Origin of the sequence: Sphingomonas corticis (assembly GCF_012035195.1) — a bacterium.
GTDB classification, from domain to species: Bacteria; Pseudomonadota; Alphaproteobacteria; order Sphingomonadales; family Sphingomonadaceae; genus Sphingomonas; species Sphingomonas corticis.
Map to the genome: position 1 here is coordinate 86871 of NZ_JAAVJH010000006.1, position 15021 is coordinate 101891.

Genomic DNA, 15021 nt, shown 5'->3' on the forward strand with positions numbered 1-15021 from the left:
ACTGTTCATGGATGGATCGCGCGGTTGCCAGGGGTTTTAGGACGAAAGTCGTCCGCGACGAAGCGATCACCATTTTTCCTGCTCGCGCCGGCGATCCCGTCGGTCACATCCGCTCCAGGCAGCTTATGAGGTGCCGTTGTGTCATCGCGCCGGTGTAGATCAGGGCGTGGCCGATCGAGGCCCCGGTCGCGGTCGCGTGACGGACGGCCAGGTCGAACTGGTCCGCGCCGATCGCCCCGGTCGCGACCAGGGTCCTTCCGAACTCGTTCTGGTCTTCGAGCGCCCAGCTGATGCTGACACGCTCATCTGTCGCGTCGACCTCGGCTTGGATCCTCCCCTGATGTGCTTCGGCGTCGAGGGAGGCTGCGGGCCGTTGCGTATCGTCCATGATGGCCTTTAGCGATGTTCCCGTTCGAAATGGAATGACGGCGGCGCGTCGCGCCGACGGCGAACCGGCAGGAAAGCCCCGCCCCCAACGAGCGTAGTCAGGCCGCGAGCGCCCTGCCCTCGGCGAGGATAGCCTCGGCCGCCCGGCGGATGCGCGCGGCAGCGATGCGTTGGCCGAACGCCGGGTGCGTGGCGGGCCGCCCGTCGCGGCGCTGCAGCCGTCCGTCCACGCCCATGACGAGGTGCAGGTCCTGCGCCGGGTCAAGCGGCACGAGCGCTCCCTGCGCTGCGGCCGAGTCCGCGAACGCGCTGCAGTAGCCGATCCATGCGCTGTCCTCGCCCGCCTGGACCACCAGCAGCTTGTCCGTGCCGTCGGCATCCGGGGGGCCGAGCACGCAGACCGCGTCGCTGCCGCTTGCGAGCGCGAGGCGGACGAGTGAGAACTCCTCTTCCTCGCTCCGGAGGTCGGCTTGGATGACCAGGGTGTCGCGTTCACCGGCGAGTGGGTGGGCGATTGCGCCCTCCAGCGCGAGTGCCGCGATGGTGCGCAGACCGCACATCGAAAGCACATCGGCAACCGGAAGGACATCGCTCTGATCATCGAACATGTTCGAAAGGAAAACGTCTTTCATCGTTTCTTAACTCCTAGCTGTATACGGCGAAGCCGCGGGGCCGGGCTCGGCCTCGCCTTTTCCCCTCCCTACGGCTTCACACCCCGATGGCCGCCGCCACGGGCTTCCTGCCGGGCCGACGGGCTCCGGCCGATGCTGGGCACCCGACTGGTCTGCCGCACGCGGATACGTCAGGCGGCGAGTTCAAGCGGCTTACCGGACTCTCACGCGATGGGCGCGTCGGTCGGCAAAAACAGGTAACACCGGATTCCCTCTGGCTGATGAAAGCGAGATGCAGCTCGGTGCCGCCGATGCGGTCCCAGAACAGTCCCGTTTTCACGATGATCGTGTGCGGCCATCGACATTCGGAAGCCATTTTCCCTTCTGACGCCGCTGGCGGCTGCCGCGATCCAACTTCAATGAAAGTGGCTCGCGCCCAGCTGGCCGCGCGACGCGTGTGGCGCATGTCGGGGACCGGCTTATCGTGCGCGGCAGCTTGCGACGGCTTGAGACGACGCCGTCAGCGAGCCTGCGCCGGGGGTGAGATTCCCGCGCGGCCGCTCCGTTCGACACTAGAAGCGCGATATCGCCGACAATCAGGCCGTCGCGGCGCTCGATCGCTGTCGGCTGGTGGACCCGCCGCTGCGCGGCGCTCCGGTCGTCGCGCTGAGGTTTCCGCTTCTCGTCGGAACGCGGCCATCATACAACGTCCGGCGATGAACATTGGCCAGGCATCGAAGGCGAGCGGCGTCTCGCAGCGGATGATCCGCCATTACGAGAAGCTGTCGCTGATCCCCGCCCCGCCGCGGCGGGATAGCGGATACCGCGACTATTCGGACGCCGACGTCCACCGCCTGCGCTTCATCGCCAACGCGCGGGACCTGGGCTTACCGATCGGCGAGATCGCCGATCTGCTGTCGCTGTGGCACGACCGTGGCCGCGGGGTCGCGGACGTGAAGGCGCTCGCCTTGGCGCGCGCGGCTGATCTGGGACGAAAGGCGGTCGCGCTGGAGCGGCTGCGCGCGACGCTCGTCGACCTAGCCGGTAGCTGCGACGGCGTTGACCGCCAGGAGTTCCCGTTCATCGACGGGGCGGCCGGGGAAGCCTGACCCGCCATTCACGCATCGCCGAGCATCCTCGCGTTGTCCCGATAACCGCCTTGTCCGCATTTAGTGGGCGCGGGCTGATGTTCCTAGATTGTTCTTGACATAACCTTGACATCATGTCAGGGTTTAAGTGCACGGGATCATTTCGTGCGCCGCGCTTGCGCCCGGCCGACGGAAGGAACTGACGAAAGGGACGACTGATGCGAGAGATTGCCACCGCGGAGGCGCAGGGCCTGCCGCAGCTCATGGACATGCTGACCAACGTGGTCGTGACCTTGGACGCCGTCGGGGCGGATTCGTATTCCGACGTGTTCGTCTATGTGGCCGGGTGCCGCGACGGGCGGCCGATGGGCGAGCTCTCGCTCGAGCGGGGCGACATGTGGATCTCGACCCACGCCGATCACCGGCCGACGCCCGGCTACGTGCGCGCCAACGAGGTGTCGGACCGGCGCGCGCTGCTGCTCGCCGACCTCGTCTACCTGATGTGGCACTGGCGTTGGGACAGCGCCGAGGCGGCGCGGGTGCTGGGCGTCGGGGCGCAGACCCTCGACCTCTGGATCGGGAAGGCAGCGCAGGACGACGGCGAGACGATCCCGGCCGTCGTCGCCCAGCGCGCGCGTCGCCTGGTGGTGGTCGAGCACCTGCGACTCATCGTGGGCGTCGAGGACGCGCAGGCGGCGGCGTGGGTCGGCGACGACCGCGCCGCGTTCGGCGGCCGCTCGATCCGCGACCTGCTCGTGGACGACGGCGAGGTCGGCTTCCGCCGCGTCCTGCTGCTGCTCCTCAACCAGGTCGCAGCGACCAGCCATACCGTGCATTGAGGCACGGTGTGGCCGAAGCCGTCCAATCCGACGTGGAAGCCGCGCGGCGGCTGCTTGCGGCCGATGGCCGGTTCCGGGTGCTCGAGCGTGTCGCACTGCCTGACGGGCGCGTGCCGCTCGGCCCGATAGCGGGATCGAAAATCGGCATCTGTCTCGACACCGAAACGACCGGGCTCGACCCGGCCGTCGACAGCGTCATCGAGCTGGCGCTGAGGCGGTTCAGGTTCACGGCGGACGGCAAGATCGTCGCCCTCGACGCGCCGTTCGCCTGGCTCGAGGATCCGGGGGCGCCGCTCGATCCAGTCGTGTCCCGCCTCACCGGCCTGACCGACGCGGATCTGGCGGGCCGTGTCATAGACGGCGACGCCGCCACCACGCTGCTGCTGTCGGCGTCGCTGGTGGTGGCGCACAACAGCCGGTTCGACCGCCCGTTCGTCGAGGGCCGCCTGCCCGCGGTCGCCGGCCTGCGCTGGTCGTGCAGCATGGAGGAGGTCGACTGGGCCGGGGCCGGCTACGAGGGGCGGGCGCTGCGCTGGCTGCTCGACCAGGCAGGCTGGTTCTACGCGGCGCACCGTGCAGGCGACGACGTCGACGCTCTGATCGAGCTGCTGCGCCACCAGTTCGGCGACGGATCGACCGTGCTGTCGCACGTCCTCGCCGGGGCCGATCGGTGCGGCTGGCTGGTGCGTGCCGATGGGGCGCACTTCGACCGGAAGGACGTGCTGCGCCAGCGCGGCTATTTCTGGAACGGTTCCGCGAAGGTCTGGATGCGGGAGGTCGGTGACGAAGCGCTGGGTGACGAGCGCGAATGGCTCGATCGCGAGGTATATGCCCACGGGCACCGCGCCCGCGCATCCGGCCCGGTCGTGTCCCGGGTCGACGCCGGTAGCCGCTACCGTCGCTTGAACTGAGCTCGCCCGTATCCCTTCACCTCCAGGGCGAGGCCGCGAGATCCGAGCGGTCGTGGTCGGGCAGGATCGCGGCGAACCGGCTCGGCAGGCGGGCGAGCGAGCATTCCGGCACCTCGATGATCGCGCGCGTGTATCTCTGCCCCGTCCAGGATTTCCGTATGGTGTAGCCGGCCCGGTCGAGGAGCGGGTGACCGACGAGCGCCGATACCGGCCGTCCGCTCAGCCCGATTGCCAGCGTGGCGGGTATCGATCTGCCTCTCGCCAAGACCTCGTGCCGGGTCTTTAGGAAGGTTTTGTCGCCGCCCTCGCGGTAGATGACACCACCACCCAGATCGATCGTCGCGCGCAGCAGGTCGCCGGTCGGCGGGCGCTCGACGTCGAGCGACGCGATCTGCTTCGGCCTCCCGATGGCGGGATCATTGGCGTATATCGCGATCGGCATCGCGTTGCTGTTGGTCGGCGCCCAGCGGACGTGCTCGAGCATGGTCTCGGCCGTCATGCCCGCCATCGCTAGCGCGTCGCGAAGCACCCGGGAGCAGCGCCAGGCCCAGGCCGGCGGATCCCATGCCAGGCGTCCGTCGATGGCTATGAGGCATTCGCGGATCTCGGCGCCACGGGCCGCCCGGAGGGCTTCGGCGAGATCGAGCATGCGCCTGGCGCGTCGCTTGGGGCCGAAGGCATCGGGGACGACGATCCGGCGCTGGTCGACGTCGATCAGGTATCCCCGATGGATTGCGCCTCCCACCGTCCTCGGCGGCAGCCTCGTTATGCCGGCATCAGCGATCGCCGCCGCCACCTCGCCGCGCCTGTGCGGCGGAAGCAGGTCGAGCAGCCATTCGACTTCGGGATGTTGCGGCATCCTGCGTGGATAGGCGGGATCGCCGTATATGGGGTTAACGGGGCGTGCTTAGGTCTCGTTGCCGTCCCGGCCCCAATCCACACCGTCGACTTCGTTGACGAGGTCGAACTGCAGGGGACGACCGCCGTCTTCGCCGAGGCGGTCGGCCAGCACCGAGGCGATGTTGGTGACGATCACGGACCGCGCCTGCTCGATGGTCAGCACGGGGTGTTTCGCGGGATCGAAGCCAGCCGTGGCGCCATCCTCCTCGTGCCCGGCGCGCGCGAGCAGACGCAGCCGCCCGAGACGTGGCCCGACGAGTCGGGCTGTCGGGGCGCCGAAGGGGAGTTGGGGCGAACGGCGGCCCGACATCACGATGCCCGACGACCTGAAGCGTTCGATCAGCCGTGTCCAGTCGGCGGAATAGCTGGATCCGACGATGATCCGCGGCCGCACCGGGTCGCCGGCCAGGCTCGCCGAGCGCCGCGTCGCATCTTCGATCGCGGCGACGATCATGCCCGGGCCTGGCGGCGCCATGGCGACGGCGTGGCCTATCGGCGCGCCGGTGAACAGGTCGATGGCGAGCGTGAGGGTGGGACGCCTGGGGAGCGGCCCGTCATCTGCGAAGATGTCGACCAAGCAATGGTCGAACACGACGACCTCGCCGAAGCCGCGGGCGACCTCGTTCGCCTCGCGGCGAAGCACCTCGCCCCCGTCGGTCTCCTCCCTGGCTATGGCCTGCATGACGAAGCGGCGCAGCGTCTCTCGCGCCGGCGGCGCGGTCCCCTCGCCCCAGTCCCGGGCGACCGTGTCGACTATGGCGTTGGGCGTCCGGTCGCGGGTCGAGGCGAGCGCGCTACCGACCTTGGTCTCGATCTCGGCAGCGCGCTCGGCCTTCACTGAGGGGCGCTTGGGCACGACGGGCTCGCTGTAGGGCGCCAGCGGGACGGGGGACCTGCTCCGCTCCCACAGCTTGCATAGCCCGTAGAAGCGCGACCTGCCGATCCCGAGCTCGGCGGCGCAGCGGTCGGCCTCCTGGGCGGAGCGCCGTTCCATCGAGAGGTAGCGCTCGATTACGGCCATGCGGGTAAGCGCCGCGGCCCGCTTCTCGAGCGTGAGCTCCAGCCAGCGCGGGTCGTCCCGCCAGTCGTCGCCGTCGGCCGTCATGAACGCATCTGCATCATGGCGCTGCACCATAGGCGATGGTTCGCCCGGCAGCAAGAAACGCTTCAGGTTGCGATGCCACGAAGGAACGTGGTTGGAATGGGGTTGACACGCCACGACTTTTTCCCTGATGTTACACTCACGTTCACTCACACGGACTCGGGGAGCATGGTTGGAATGGTTACTTTGGAGATGATGGATCGCCGTCAGCGTGGCACGGAGCGGCCCGAGCGGCGTCCGCAGGCCGCCGGACCGGAACGCGTCGGTCGCGCGATGATGTTTGAGGTCGGTCGCACGGCCATGGCAGCCGCGGCCGCGCGGCGCGGTTCTGGCGTGCTCGACCCCCTGGCAGCCCACGCGCTGATCAGCGAGGTCGACCCGGTGGCCGCGGTCCGTGTCCTCGCGCTGCTGTCGGGTTCGGCGGATTCGCTGCCGTTCGGCGACGTCGCCGCGGCGCTCGGGTCCCGCGTCGCGGCGCGGTTCGCGGTCCTAGTCCTCCTCGGGTCCGGATCCGTGGACGTCGCAACGCCCGGCTATCTGACGGACGCGTCGCTCATCGCGCTCCGTCGGCAGTGACGGCGAGGAGGAGGCGGAGATGTCGCTGAGCTTCGACGGACGGACATTCATCGGAGGTCGTTTCGGCGACCATGTCGAGGCGGTGCTGGCGCACGCGATCGGCGCGGAATTCCGGCCGCCGCTGCCGCCCTGTGCGAGGCGCGCGCACGACCATGTCCTCAGGGCGCTGCGGGAGGCGGGGCTGTGTCCCGTATCCTACGAGGCGGTGCGCCGACGGATGGCCGCGATGCAGCGCTGGTTCGACGGCGGGCGCGTCGGCCGCATGGTCTTCAAGCGCGAGATACCGGTCAACCTGCTGGTGCTGGGCGAGGACGGCTCGCCCGTCGGCAGGCCCCTGATCACGCTGTCGGGGTCGGTCTCGATCGAGGGCGAGCGGGCGTGGCTCGACGCGCATGCCGAGGTCAGTTTCCCGCGCGGCGCATCGCGGACGCCGATGGCCGCGTTGCTCCCCGCGGCGCGCAGCCATGGCGAGCGCGACCTCGCGGAACTCTACTCGGGACGGCCGGAACGCGATGCCCGTGCCCGCCGCCGCGACGAGGTCCGGCGGCGGGCGCGCATCCTGGGGGACGCCGATCGCATCATGGGGATCTTCCGGGAACCCGGCTCGTCCGCGACGTTCGGATACCTCGTGTCCTTCCTCGGCTCGCGTGGGGCGGCCGGTGCCGCCCTGCGGTATCTGTTCCGGCTCGGCACCTTGCGGTCGGCGGACGGCGAGTTGCGGGACGAGAGCGTCATCACCCGGGGGTCCGACGATGTCTTCTGAACTCGCGTTCGCGATGCCCGACGACGCTTGCCTGGACGAGCTGGCCTTCGGCATCCGCTACGATCCCGTCCGCGATCCCCGCACGCGGCGCAATGCCCGATCGATCACCGGCGAGCTGGTCTCGATCCGGGATTCTGTGTGCCATGTCTTCGAGAGCCTTGGCGAGATGCGGACCGCCATCATTCTCGACGTCGACTTCGACGTTGTGGCCTACAGGACGCAGCCGGAGCGAATGCGGCTAGACGACGGCGGCACCTACACGCCCGACGTGCAGATCCGGTGGAGGGACGGCCGCGTCACCTACCGCGAGGTCAAGCCCGACGGGAAGCTCGCCGAGAAGCCGGACCTCGATGGCCGGGTCGATCCGATCCGGCGGGCCTGCGCGGAGCGGGGTGCCGACTTTGAGATCGTGACGGACCGCTGGTATGGCGATCCGGTCCGTCTCAGGAATGCGAACCTCCTGCGGCACGCGTTCCGCCGCTCCCGGGTGGATGACGTCGCTGTCGTGGTGGATCTGCTGGGCCGGCGGGGCACGCTGCCGCTGTCGGAGATATCCCGCGAATCCGGCCTCGGACCGGCGGGCCACTACGCCGCGCTCGCCCTGGCGGCGGCGCGGCGCTGCCGGGTCGACCTCGATATCGCGATCGGTTTCGACACCATGCTGCGGCTTGCGTAGCGATGGGCAGCGCCCCGCTCAGGTTCGGACTGAACCACACCATCGTCATTACCGACATCCATGGCGGCAAGCGCTGGTGGACGGTCCGCGAGCGCCGTCGGGACGGCTATCTGCTCGAGCCGAACGACGAGCCGGGCGAACGCCGCTTCCACGCGGCCGATGACATCCTCGAGGTCTACCTTGCTGGCCGGCTCGAGTATAAGCCGTTCGACGCCGCGCACTTCGACGAGGCGCGGCGCCAGCGCATGAAGATGGCCTGGGACGCGCAATCGCCGGACCGGCAGCGCCGGGCCCTGCGGCGCGAGGTCATGGTGAAGGCATGCCTCAAGGCTATCCGCGCCCGCGAGCCTGTCGGAAGCGTGCTCCAAGATGTGCCGGGCGCCGTGCTCGACGAAAACCGCGACAGGTGGGCCGAGGAGGACAGGCAGGCGGCGCGCGCCGCCTTCGAGGCGCGGCGGGCCGCCGGCCTGCCGATCGAGGCGGGTTCAGGCCCGCAGGATACGGCGTCCGCGACGGCGCCCTGCGCGCGGACCATGTCCGAGTGGATCGCCCGCTACTTGGAGATGGGCCAGAGCGTGCTCGCTCTCGTCACCTACGATGATCGCAAGGGCTATCGCGGTTCCCACCTGACGCCCCAGGTTGAGGCCGTCATGGGTGAGTTCATCGCCCGGGCGCTCGAGAAGGGTCCCATTCGCAACCTCGCGGCCTATCACCGGCTGCTGGAACGCGAGCTGAAGAGCGTGGGCCAGCCAGTCCCGAGCAGGGTCACATTCGCGAAGAAGGTCCGCGCCGCCGCCAACCGCAGGGAGACCCTTCGGTCGCAGCAGGGTCAGCGGGCCGCCGATCAGGCGTGCCGCATCAACGAATACGTGCCCGACCCCGATTGGCTGCTGCAGCAGGTCGAGATCGACCACACGCTCGCGAACCTCAACGTCGTCGACGACGCCAGCGGGGTCCTGCTCGGCCGGCCCTGGATCACGATGATCATGGACCGGCTGACCCGGTGCATCCTGGGCTGCCATATCTCCTTCCTCCCGCCGTCGTGGGCGACGCTGTCGCGCTGCATCGCGCACGCGCTGTGGCCGAAGGACATGACCGCCTATCCAGGACTGGATTGGGATCAGCACGGGAAGTGGGATTGGGCCTACACCGACCGCGGGATGGATTTCATCAGCCACGCCGCCCGGCGATCGGCGCAGCTCCTCCACTTCGAGATCGCCAGCCTGCCCGGCTTCAGTCCGTGGCTCAAGGGTCGCATCGAATCGCTGTTCAAGCGCTTCGCCCTCCAGGCTTACGATTACCGCGACGGTCTCATCTCGTGGGATCTGAAGGAGTATGACGGCCGGAAGAACGCGACCGTTGGCTACGCCGAGTTCCGTCACGACATCGTGACGTGGATCGCCCGCGACTATCATCCCAGTGGGCATTCCGGACTCGACGGGCGGATGGCGCCCGGCGAGTTCTGGCAGTCGCAGGTCGACCTGAACTTCGGCGTCGCGCCGGTAGATTCGACCGGCGGGCTGCGCCGCCTGCTCGGCGTGAGCGTGCGCCGCCGCGTGTCGCACATGGGCATCCGCGTGCACGGCCTGAACTACAACGGACCGGGCTTGGGAGCCATCCGCGACCGTCATGGGTCCGACCTCGACTGGTATGAGGTGCGCTACGACCCCTACGACCTCGCGGGGGTGGACCTCCTAGACCACGTCACCGGGGAGTGGCTCACGCTGTGGTGCACCCGGCCGGACATCGCGAACGGCACGACCGCGTGGCAGCATACCTTCCATGCCCAGCTCGCCGGGGAGATGGCGCGCGGGGGCGTGGTGACGGAGGATGGCCTAGAGCGCGCCCGCGCCGCCGCGCAGGCCGATCGGGACCTCATCATCGGGCGGGGCAGGCAGGGTCGCACCAAGACCGCCCAGGTGAAGCTCGCGCGCTACCTGGAGCAGGGCGCTTTCCTCACCCCGATCCGCCTTTTCCCCGCCCCGTTGCTGCCCGTCCTTCCCGTCGTCACCGGCGGCACCGACAGTGGCGGCCTCATCACGTTCTCGCAGCCTGCGCCGCTGCGCCTTCCCGGTTCGGCGACGCCCGTCCCGGCGCTGGTCGACGGGTCCGGCAATCCGCTCGGCGGCGGCGTTCCGCGACTCACGCACCAGGGTGTGCAGGCGCCCACGATCACCCCCGCGCAGAGGGCGGCGGCGGAGGTCCAGGCGAGGCTCGCGGCCCGGCGAGCGGGGAGGATCGCATGATGACCCGGGATGAGATCAAGGCGCGCATCCTGCGGCTGGAGACCCTGGTCATCCGCCACCCGCAGTTCGTCGCGGCCCAGGACGCGATCCTGGACCTCGAACTCCGGCGTCCTGCGGCGATGCCCGTCGGGCCGGACGCCGGCCCGCCCTCCGACCTGGTGGAAGACGACGCGCCGTTCGATTTCTCAGAGGATGGGCTCGAGGACGCATCTCCGGGCGGCGGGGCGCTCACGCAGTATTGCGTCATGATCGTCGGCCCCGCGGGCACCGGGAAGAGCCACGTCCTTACCAGCATCCAGGCTTTGCCGGAGATGCAGGTGGACACGTCGGGTCGCTACGGCGACCGTCGGCCGGTCGTCAGGCTGGATGTGCCGGACTTCGCGAATCCGAAGCAGACGGTGGTGGAGATCATGCGCGCCGTCGGCGCGCCCGTTCCGAAGCGGCTCACCCGCAACGGCGTGGCGAGCCGGCTGCGATATCAGTTCCAGCAGCTCGAGACCCGACTACTGATGCTGGACGAGGCGCATTCGTTCGTCGATGGCCAAGGGGAGGCCGGGCTTCGTGCCAACGGCAAGTTCCTCAAGTTCCTGCTCAACAGCTGCGGCGTCCCGATCGCCATGGCAGGGGAGGAGTTGCTCGAGGAGCTGCGCACGTCGAAGGCGCTGAAGCGTCGCACCGACGCGCTTGTGGAGCTGCGCCCCTACTCCTGGTCCGATCCGGACGAGCAGCTCGAGTTCCTCGACATCCTCGGCCAACTCGAGGACGCGATGGGGTTCGGCACCGACGCCGCGCTCAGCACCGACATGGAACTCGCGTGCCGGCTGTACTTCGCGTCGGAGGGTTCGGTGGGTCTGCTCACGAAGATCCTGTCGCAGGCACTGAAGCTGGCGCTGAAGGCCGGTGCGAGCGGGATCGACCGAAGGATGCTTTCCAGCGCGTTCCGGCTCGAGAACCCAGCGTCGGTCCTCGTCGCCGACGATCCGGACATCTTCGTCGCGCCCGTCGGCGGACGTGACGACCCGTTCCTAGTCGACGCCGCCAAGTTCAAGGCGATGTGGAAGGCGCGCTACTCGGCGCCACCCGTCGACCGGTCGCGCAAGACCGGCATCCGTCGGGCGCCGAAGCGCGCCGCGCAGGGCCTGTCGCTGTGAGCGGAGCGATCGCCCTCCGCGTGCCTTCCGTATCGAAGGAGCCGGCGCACGGTCTGCTGGCCCGCACCGCCACGAGGCTCAGGCTCACACCGGCGACCCTCGCGGCCGACCTCGGCCTCGAGATTTCGGCGCTCGCCCGGGGGGAAGGGCTCGACCGCTTCGCGACCGCCATCGGCATCGACGCGGTGACGCTATCGCGGTCCACCGCGAGCCGCGGGTCGCGGCCGGGCCAGCTGACGCTGATGGGCGAGACGCTTGGACGAGGGGACTTGTCCGTCTCGCCGCGTCGGCGTTGTCCCCGTTGTCTGGCGGAGGACCGGTCGGCAGCGCGTGCCGGGGGTCTTGCCGAGCGATACGCCGCTTGGCACCGGCCCTGGTGGGACGCCACCATGGTGCTGTCGTGCCCGATCCACCGGTCGCTCCTGGTCGGCGCCTGCGATGCGTGCGGCGAGCAGGTGGATTGGCGATCGCCGTCGGTGGACGTCTGCAGGTGCGGCGCTCCGCTCTGGCTGGAACATGACGGTGGATCGCTCCGCTGCGACGGAGACGCGTATCTGCTCGCCCGGCTGGAAGGTGGGGCGCGAGAGGCGGTCCCGCTGCTCGACGCGCTCACCCTCGCCCGCGCCGCGGCCGTGATGGGTCGGCTCGGTCAATGCGGATTGGGCTTCGCCACCTCTCGTCCGACCGTCGCCGCTGCCGATCTCGTCGGCCTGACCGCGGACGGCTTCCACACCGCACTCACTGTCGAGACCTCGTTTCCTAGTGTCCTGGATGATGTGGTCGCAGGCGCGGGTGGCGATGCCGTGGGGCTCATGGCCTCATACGGATGGACCTACCGCAGCTGGCTGGCGCCGCCGGGCGGCGACCACAGCGGTGGGATCCTGCGAGATGCGCTTCTCCGTCACGCAGCGGGGCGCGGCATCATCGCGACCGACGAGCTGCAGGCATCCGAGAACGCGGTGACCCTCGGCGAGGCGTCTGATATGCTCGGCATGGGACACGAGCGCACGCGCCGCATCGCGACCCGGGCTGGGCTCGTGCCGACGGGTTCACGTCGCGGCGTCAACTTCGCCATCGATCGCGACGCTGCCCAGGAACTGGCGCGCCGCCTGGGGTCGCTCGTGGATGGACGGACGGCGGCCATGCTGCTCGGCATCGGCAGGAGCCAGTTTCGCTCGCTCGTCGCCGTCGGGTTCGTCGCGCCCGATGAGGAGGCCGGGCGACTGGGATCCGGCGCGCTATACGATGTCGAACGGCTCGTTGCCTGGGTCGCGTCCCTCGCCGTGGGAGTCCCTGACCTGTCGAGGACGCCTGCATCTTGCCTGCCGCTGCCCACCGCCTGCCGCAACTTCTCGGTCTCGCTCATCGACGTCTGCCATGCCATTTCTTCGGGAACCCTCACGCCCATCGGTGTTCGCGGTGAGAAGGGCCGCCTGACGTCCATCGTCGTCTCGTGCCGCGAGATGAAGGCCTTGCGCGATCCCGATCCGCTGACTGTGGGGGGTGTCGCGAGGAGTCTGACCATTCATCCCGAGGCCGCATCGGCACTGGTGCGCGCAGGCCTGCTGGGCCCGGCTGGCACCGTCACCGATCAGGGACTCGTGGACTTCACGAGCGCCAACGCGACGCCGCGGGATCTGGCGGGTGAGTTCGGAACGTCCCCGCGGAGCGTCGTGGCCAGGTTGCGCCGCGCCGAGATTGCGCCCAAGCTGTCCCCTCCTGCTTTTCGCCAGCTGTTCTACGACCGCACGACCGCGAGGGCCGCGTTGCTGGTGGACTTGCCGAGTGCAGGCAGATCGTGACGCTGGGGCCGACTGCCCGGTCGATAGCCTCCACCGCTCCCGATCGGGCCGTGCTGCGGATCAGGCACAAGCCTTTCGAAGGTGCGCGCGAACTGGCGCTGCGGTCCGCGGATCGCCTGGGATGCGCGAGCCTTCAGGAATTCACGAAGTGGATGTCGCTGCCGGACGCGGCCGTGTTCGACCCCCCGTCGATCGCCCGTCTGGCGGCTTTCGCGGGAGCTGACCGGCAGGCCCTGGAGCAATGGTCGCAGCGTCCGGCGGACCGGCATGGCGTCGTTCAATATCGCGACACGACGATAAGCATCATCAGGGCCAGGTCGCAATGGCGCAGGTTCTGCCCGATGTGCCTCCGGGACGACCTTCGGCGCCTGGAGCCCGATGAACCGCGTTCCAACGGGCCGTATCATCGCTCGTGGTGGTCGATACCGATTTTCTACGCATGCCCGGAGCACCGGTGCGCGATGATCGAACGCTGTCCCGGGTGCGAGGAGGGTATTCATTGGGACAGCCTTCCGATGCATAGGCACGCCTGCGGCGCGTGGCTGTGGGATGCGGACGCGGTGCCGTTGACCGAGACGGCGATGGCGGGGAGCGACTATCTCACCGGCCGTATCGGCGTCGGCGAGCGGATCCCATGTGCCACACTCGACGCCGTCGGCATAACCCAGGCTTTCTCTGTCATGAGTCGGCTCGGCGCTAGTGCGGTGTTCGGCATCGACGCCGGGGATGTCGGGATGCGCGCCCAGAGGAATGAAAGTCCTGAGATGGCCCCGGACCAACTGGGCCTGATCGTCAGTCGCGGTCTCGAGTGTTGCCGTGACGGCTCACGGTCGATCGAGGTGCTGCTCGACGATCTCGCGAGCCAAGCCCCACCAAGGCACCGAGCTTCGATGTCGTCACTGTATGGCCACCCGTTTGGAAGGTGGCTCGGCAGTCACTTCAACCCGATTCGGAAGGTGATAGATGAAGTGTTGCGGGAGCACCTGCGCCGCAACGATCCTCTGAAACGCCCCAGCTACGGCGATCACGGCCAGCATCCGAGTTACCGAATCTACACGCGCATACCGCTGACGGTGCCGGAGCGGCAGCGGTTCGAACGCATACTGCCCGGCGCGCTGCCTGAACGGGGTTGGCGGCAGGATGCCAAGAATGTCGGTCGCGCTGCCGGTGCGCTGCTCGCTGCGACGGAAGCCGCCCCCTATGTCGGACTATCCCATCCCTTCTTCTCTAGGATGGTGGGCGCACGTTTTGTGATGCCGGTCTGGTATTCGGAGAGGCATCACGTGAAATACTTTTATCAGGTCGAGCTCGACGAGTGGCTGGACCGGATCGAGGCCAAGCTGGTTCCGCCGACCGCAGACTTGGTGTGGATCGATGTTTTCGACGCGGCGGTCAGGTGGTCCAGGCGCCCGCTCCATTGTCTGATCGACCGGATCATCCATGGTGAGTTGCGCGCCACCCGCAGCACCGCCGGCCGCTTGCAGATCAAGGATTTGCGGGTCGCGCGGGCCGACCTGCCGAAGGCCGCGCCGCGCCGCTGTGGAGCCCAGCTAGATCAGTTCGATCTGGCGCGGGCGATCGGCGTGTCTCCGACGACAGCCCGGCACATAATCGCGCAGGGGCTGATTCCCTCATCCCGTTGGCGCCGCGAGAACTTCGTGGCGGACGCAGACGCCCATGCCTTCTCTCAGCAATATGCCACGCTTGAGGACTTGGCGGCGATTCACCCCCTGCACAACGGCCTTCGCGGAATACGTTGGGTCCTCCGCGACTCCGGCCTCGAACCGTTGCTGCCTTCAAAATATACTCGTCTTTTTCCTCGTCCCGAGGCGATCACGGCCGTTCTCGCCTATTGCCTGGAGAGATCGGCAGTATAATGATTTCGAAATGACGGTTTCGGCAGGCTATTGGTTTCGGCGGGAACAGCCAATTCGTTCCACTTTTGCGCTAACCTGTTGATTTTGCGTGA

The 15021-nt window shown here is 68.5% G+C and carries 14 protein-coding genes; 10 read left to right on the forward strand and 4 right to left on the reverse strand.

Annotated features, from left to right (window positions below; all coding sequences use genetic code 11):
- Positions 1 to 103: 103 nt before the first annotated feature.
- Positions 104 to 388, reverse strand: coding sequence for a hypothetical protein (locus HBH26_RS11265; RefSeq protein WP_168134713.1), 285 nt, complete (start codon positions 386 to 388; stop codon positions 104 to 106).
- Positions 389 to 485: 97 nt separating this feature from the next.
- On the reverse strand, positions 486 to 1019 hold the full coding sequence (locus HBH26_RS11270; protein ID WP_168134714.1) for a hypothetical protein: 534 nt from the start codon (positions 1017 to 1019) through the stop codon (positions 486 to 488).
- A 695-nt stretch (positions 1020 to 1714) separates the two neighbouring features.
- Here HBH26_RS11270 and HBH26_RS11275 point away from each other — a divergent pair.
- The 3 genes from HBH26_RS11275 (at position 1715) to HBH26_RS11285 (ending at position 3836) form a co-directional block, all read left to right on the forward strand.
- Positions 1715 to 2107: a MerR family transcriptional regulator gene (locus HBH26_RS11275; RefSeq protein WP_168134716.1), complete on the forward strand. Its 393-nt coding sequence runs from the start codon at positions 1715 to 1717 to the stop codon at positions 2105 to 2107.
- 197 nt (positions 2108 to 2304) lie between these two features.
- Positions 2305 to 2925, forward strand: a complete 621-nt coding sequence (locus HBH26_RS11280) for a hypothetical protein (RefSeq protein WP_168134718.1) — start codon at positions 2305 to 2307, stop codon at positions 2923 to 2925.
- A gap of 8 nt (positions 2926 to 2933) precedes the next feature.
- Entirely contained in the window at positions 2934 to 3836 is a 903-nt protein-coding gene (locus tag HBH26_RS11285) for a 3'-5' exonuclease (RefSeq protein ID WP_168134720.1), read from the forward strand.
- A 16-nt stretch (positions 3837 to 3852) separates the two neighbouring features.
- Here HBH26_RS11285 and HBH26_RS11290 read toward each other — a convergent pair whose 3' ends face one another.
- Both HBH26_RS11290 and HBH26_RS11295 read right to left on the reverse strand, forming a co-directional pair.
- Positions 3853 to 4695, reverse strand: a complete 843-nt coding sequence (locus tag HBH26_RS11290; protein ID WP_168134722.1) for a hypothetical protein — start codon at positions 4693 to 4695, stop codon at positions 3853 to 3855.
- 48 nt (positions 4696 to 4743) lie between these two features.
- Positions 4744 to 5871, reverse strand: coding sequence for a hypothetical protein (locus tag HBH26_RS11295; protein ID WP_168134724.1), 1128 nt, complete (start codon positions 5869 to 5871; stop codon positions 4744 to 4746).
- Positions 5872 to 6015: 144 nt separating this feature from the next.
- On the opposite strand from HBH26_RS11295, the gene HBH26_RS11300 reads away from it, so the two are divergent.
- The 7 genes from HBH26_RS11300 to HBH26_RS11330 are packed head-to-tail and all read left to right on the forward strand — an operon-like array spanning position 6016 to position 14929.
- Entirely contained in the window at positions 6016 to 6414 is a 399-nt protein-coding gene (locus HBH26_RS11300; protein WP_168134726.1) for a hypothetical protein, read from the forward strand.
- Positions 6415 to 6433: 19 nt separating this feature from the next.
- Positions 6434 to 7177, forward strand: a complete 744-nt coding sequence (locus tag HBH26_RS11305) for a hypothetical protein (protein WP_168134727.1) — start codon at positions 6434 to 6436, stop codon at positions 7175 to 7177.
- Positions 7178 to 7190: 13 nt separating this feature from the next.
- Entirely contained in the window at positions 7191 to 7853 is a 663-nt protein-coding gene (locus HBH26_RS11310; RefSeq protein WP_168134728.1) for a TnsA endonuclease N-terminal domain-containing protein, read from the forward strand.
- Positions 7854 to 7855: 2 nt separating this feature from the next.
- On the forward strand, positions 7856 to 10099 hold the full coding sequence (locus HBH26_RS11315; RefSeq protein WP_168134729.1) for a Mu transposase C-terminal domain-containing protein: 2244 nt from the start codon (positions 7856 to 7858) through the stop codon (positions 10097 to 10099).
- Positions 10096 to 11250, forward strand: coding sequence for a TniB family NTP-binding protein (locus tag HBH26_RS11320; protein ID WP_168134730.1), 1155 nt, complete (start codon positions 10096 to 10098; stop codon positions 11248 to 11250). The genes HBH26_RS11315 and HBH26_RS11320 overlap by 4 nt, the downstream gene beginning before the upstream one ends.
- Positions 11247 to 13052 (forward strand): TniQ family protein, encoded by a 1806-nt coding sequence (locus tag HBH26_RS11325; protein ID WP_168134731.1) that lies wholly within the window; start codon positions 11247 to 11249, stop codon positions 13050 to 13052. Before HBH26_RS11320 ends, HBH26_RS11325 begins: the two co-directional genes overlap by 4 nt.
- A complete protein-coding gene (locus HBH26_RS11330; protein WP_168134732.1) occupies positions 13049 to 14929 on the forward strand; it encodes a TniQ family protein in 1881 nt (626 codons plus the stop codon). Before HBH26_RS11325 ends, HBH26_RS11330 begins: the two co-directional genes overlap by 4 nt.
- Positions 14930 to 15021: the final 92 nt, after the last annotated feature.

Bases quoted from the DNA above. Each gene is read 5' to 3' on its own strand.
- HBH26_RS11265 (WP_168134713.1), bottom strand. From the start codon at position 388: ATGGACGATACGCAACGGCCCGCAGCCTCCCTCGACGCCGAAGCACAT.
- HBH26_RS11270 (WP_168134714.1), bottom strand. From the start codon at position 1,019: ATGAAAGACGTTTTCCTTTCGAACATGTTCGATGATCAGAGCGATGTC.
- HBH26_RS11275 (WP_168134716.1), top strand. From the start codon at position 1,715: ATGAACATTGGCCAGGCATCGAAGGCGAGCGGCGTCTCGCAGCGGATG.
- HBH26_RS11280 (WP_168134718.1), top strand. From the start codon at position 2,305: ATGCGAGAGATTGCCACCGCGGAGGCGCAGGGCCTGCCGCAGCTCATG.
- HBH26_RS11290 (WP_168134722.1), bottom strand. From the start codon at position 4,695: ATGCCGCAACATCCCGAAGTCGAATGGCTGCTCGACCTGCTTCCGCCG.
- HBH26_RS11295 (WP_168134724.1), bottom strand. From the start codon at position 5,871: ATGGTGCAGCGCCATGATGCAGATGCGTTCATGACGGCCGACGGCGAC.
- HBH26_RS11300 (WP_168134726.1), top strand. From the start codon at position 6,016: ATGGTTACTTTGGAGATGATGGATCGCCGTCAGCGTGGCACGGAGCGG.
- HBH26_RS11305 (WP_168134727.1), top strand. From the start codon at position 6,434: ATGTCGCTGAGCTTCGACGGACGGACATTCATCGGAGGTCGTTTCGGC.
- HBH26_RS11310 (WP_168134728.1), top strand. From the start codon at position 7,191: ATGCCCGACGACGCTTGCCTGGACGAGCTGGCCTTCGGCATCCGCTAC.
- HBH26_RS11315 (WP_168134729.1), top strand. From the start codon at position 7,856: ATGGGCAGCGCCCCGCTCAGGTTCGGACTGAACCACACCATCGTCATT.
- HBH26_RS11320 (WP_168134730.1), top strand. From the start codon at position 10,096: ATGATGACCCGGGATGAGATCAAGGCGCGCATCCTGCGGCTGGAGACC.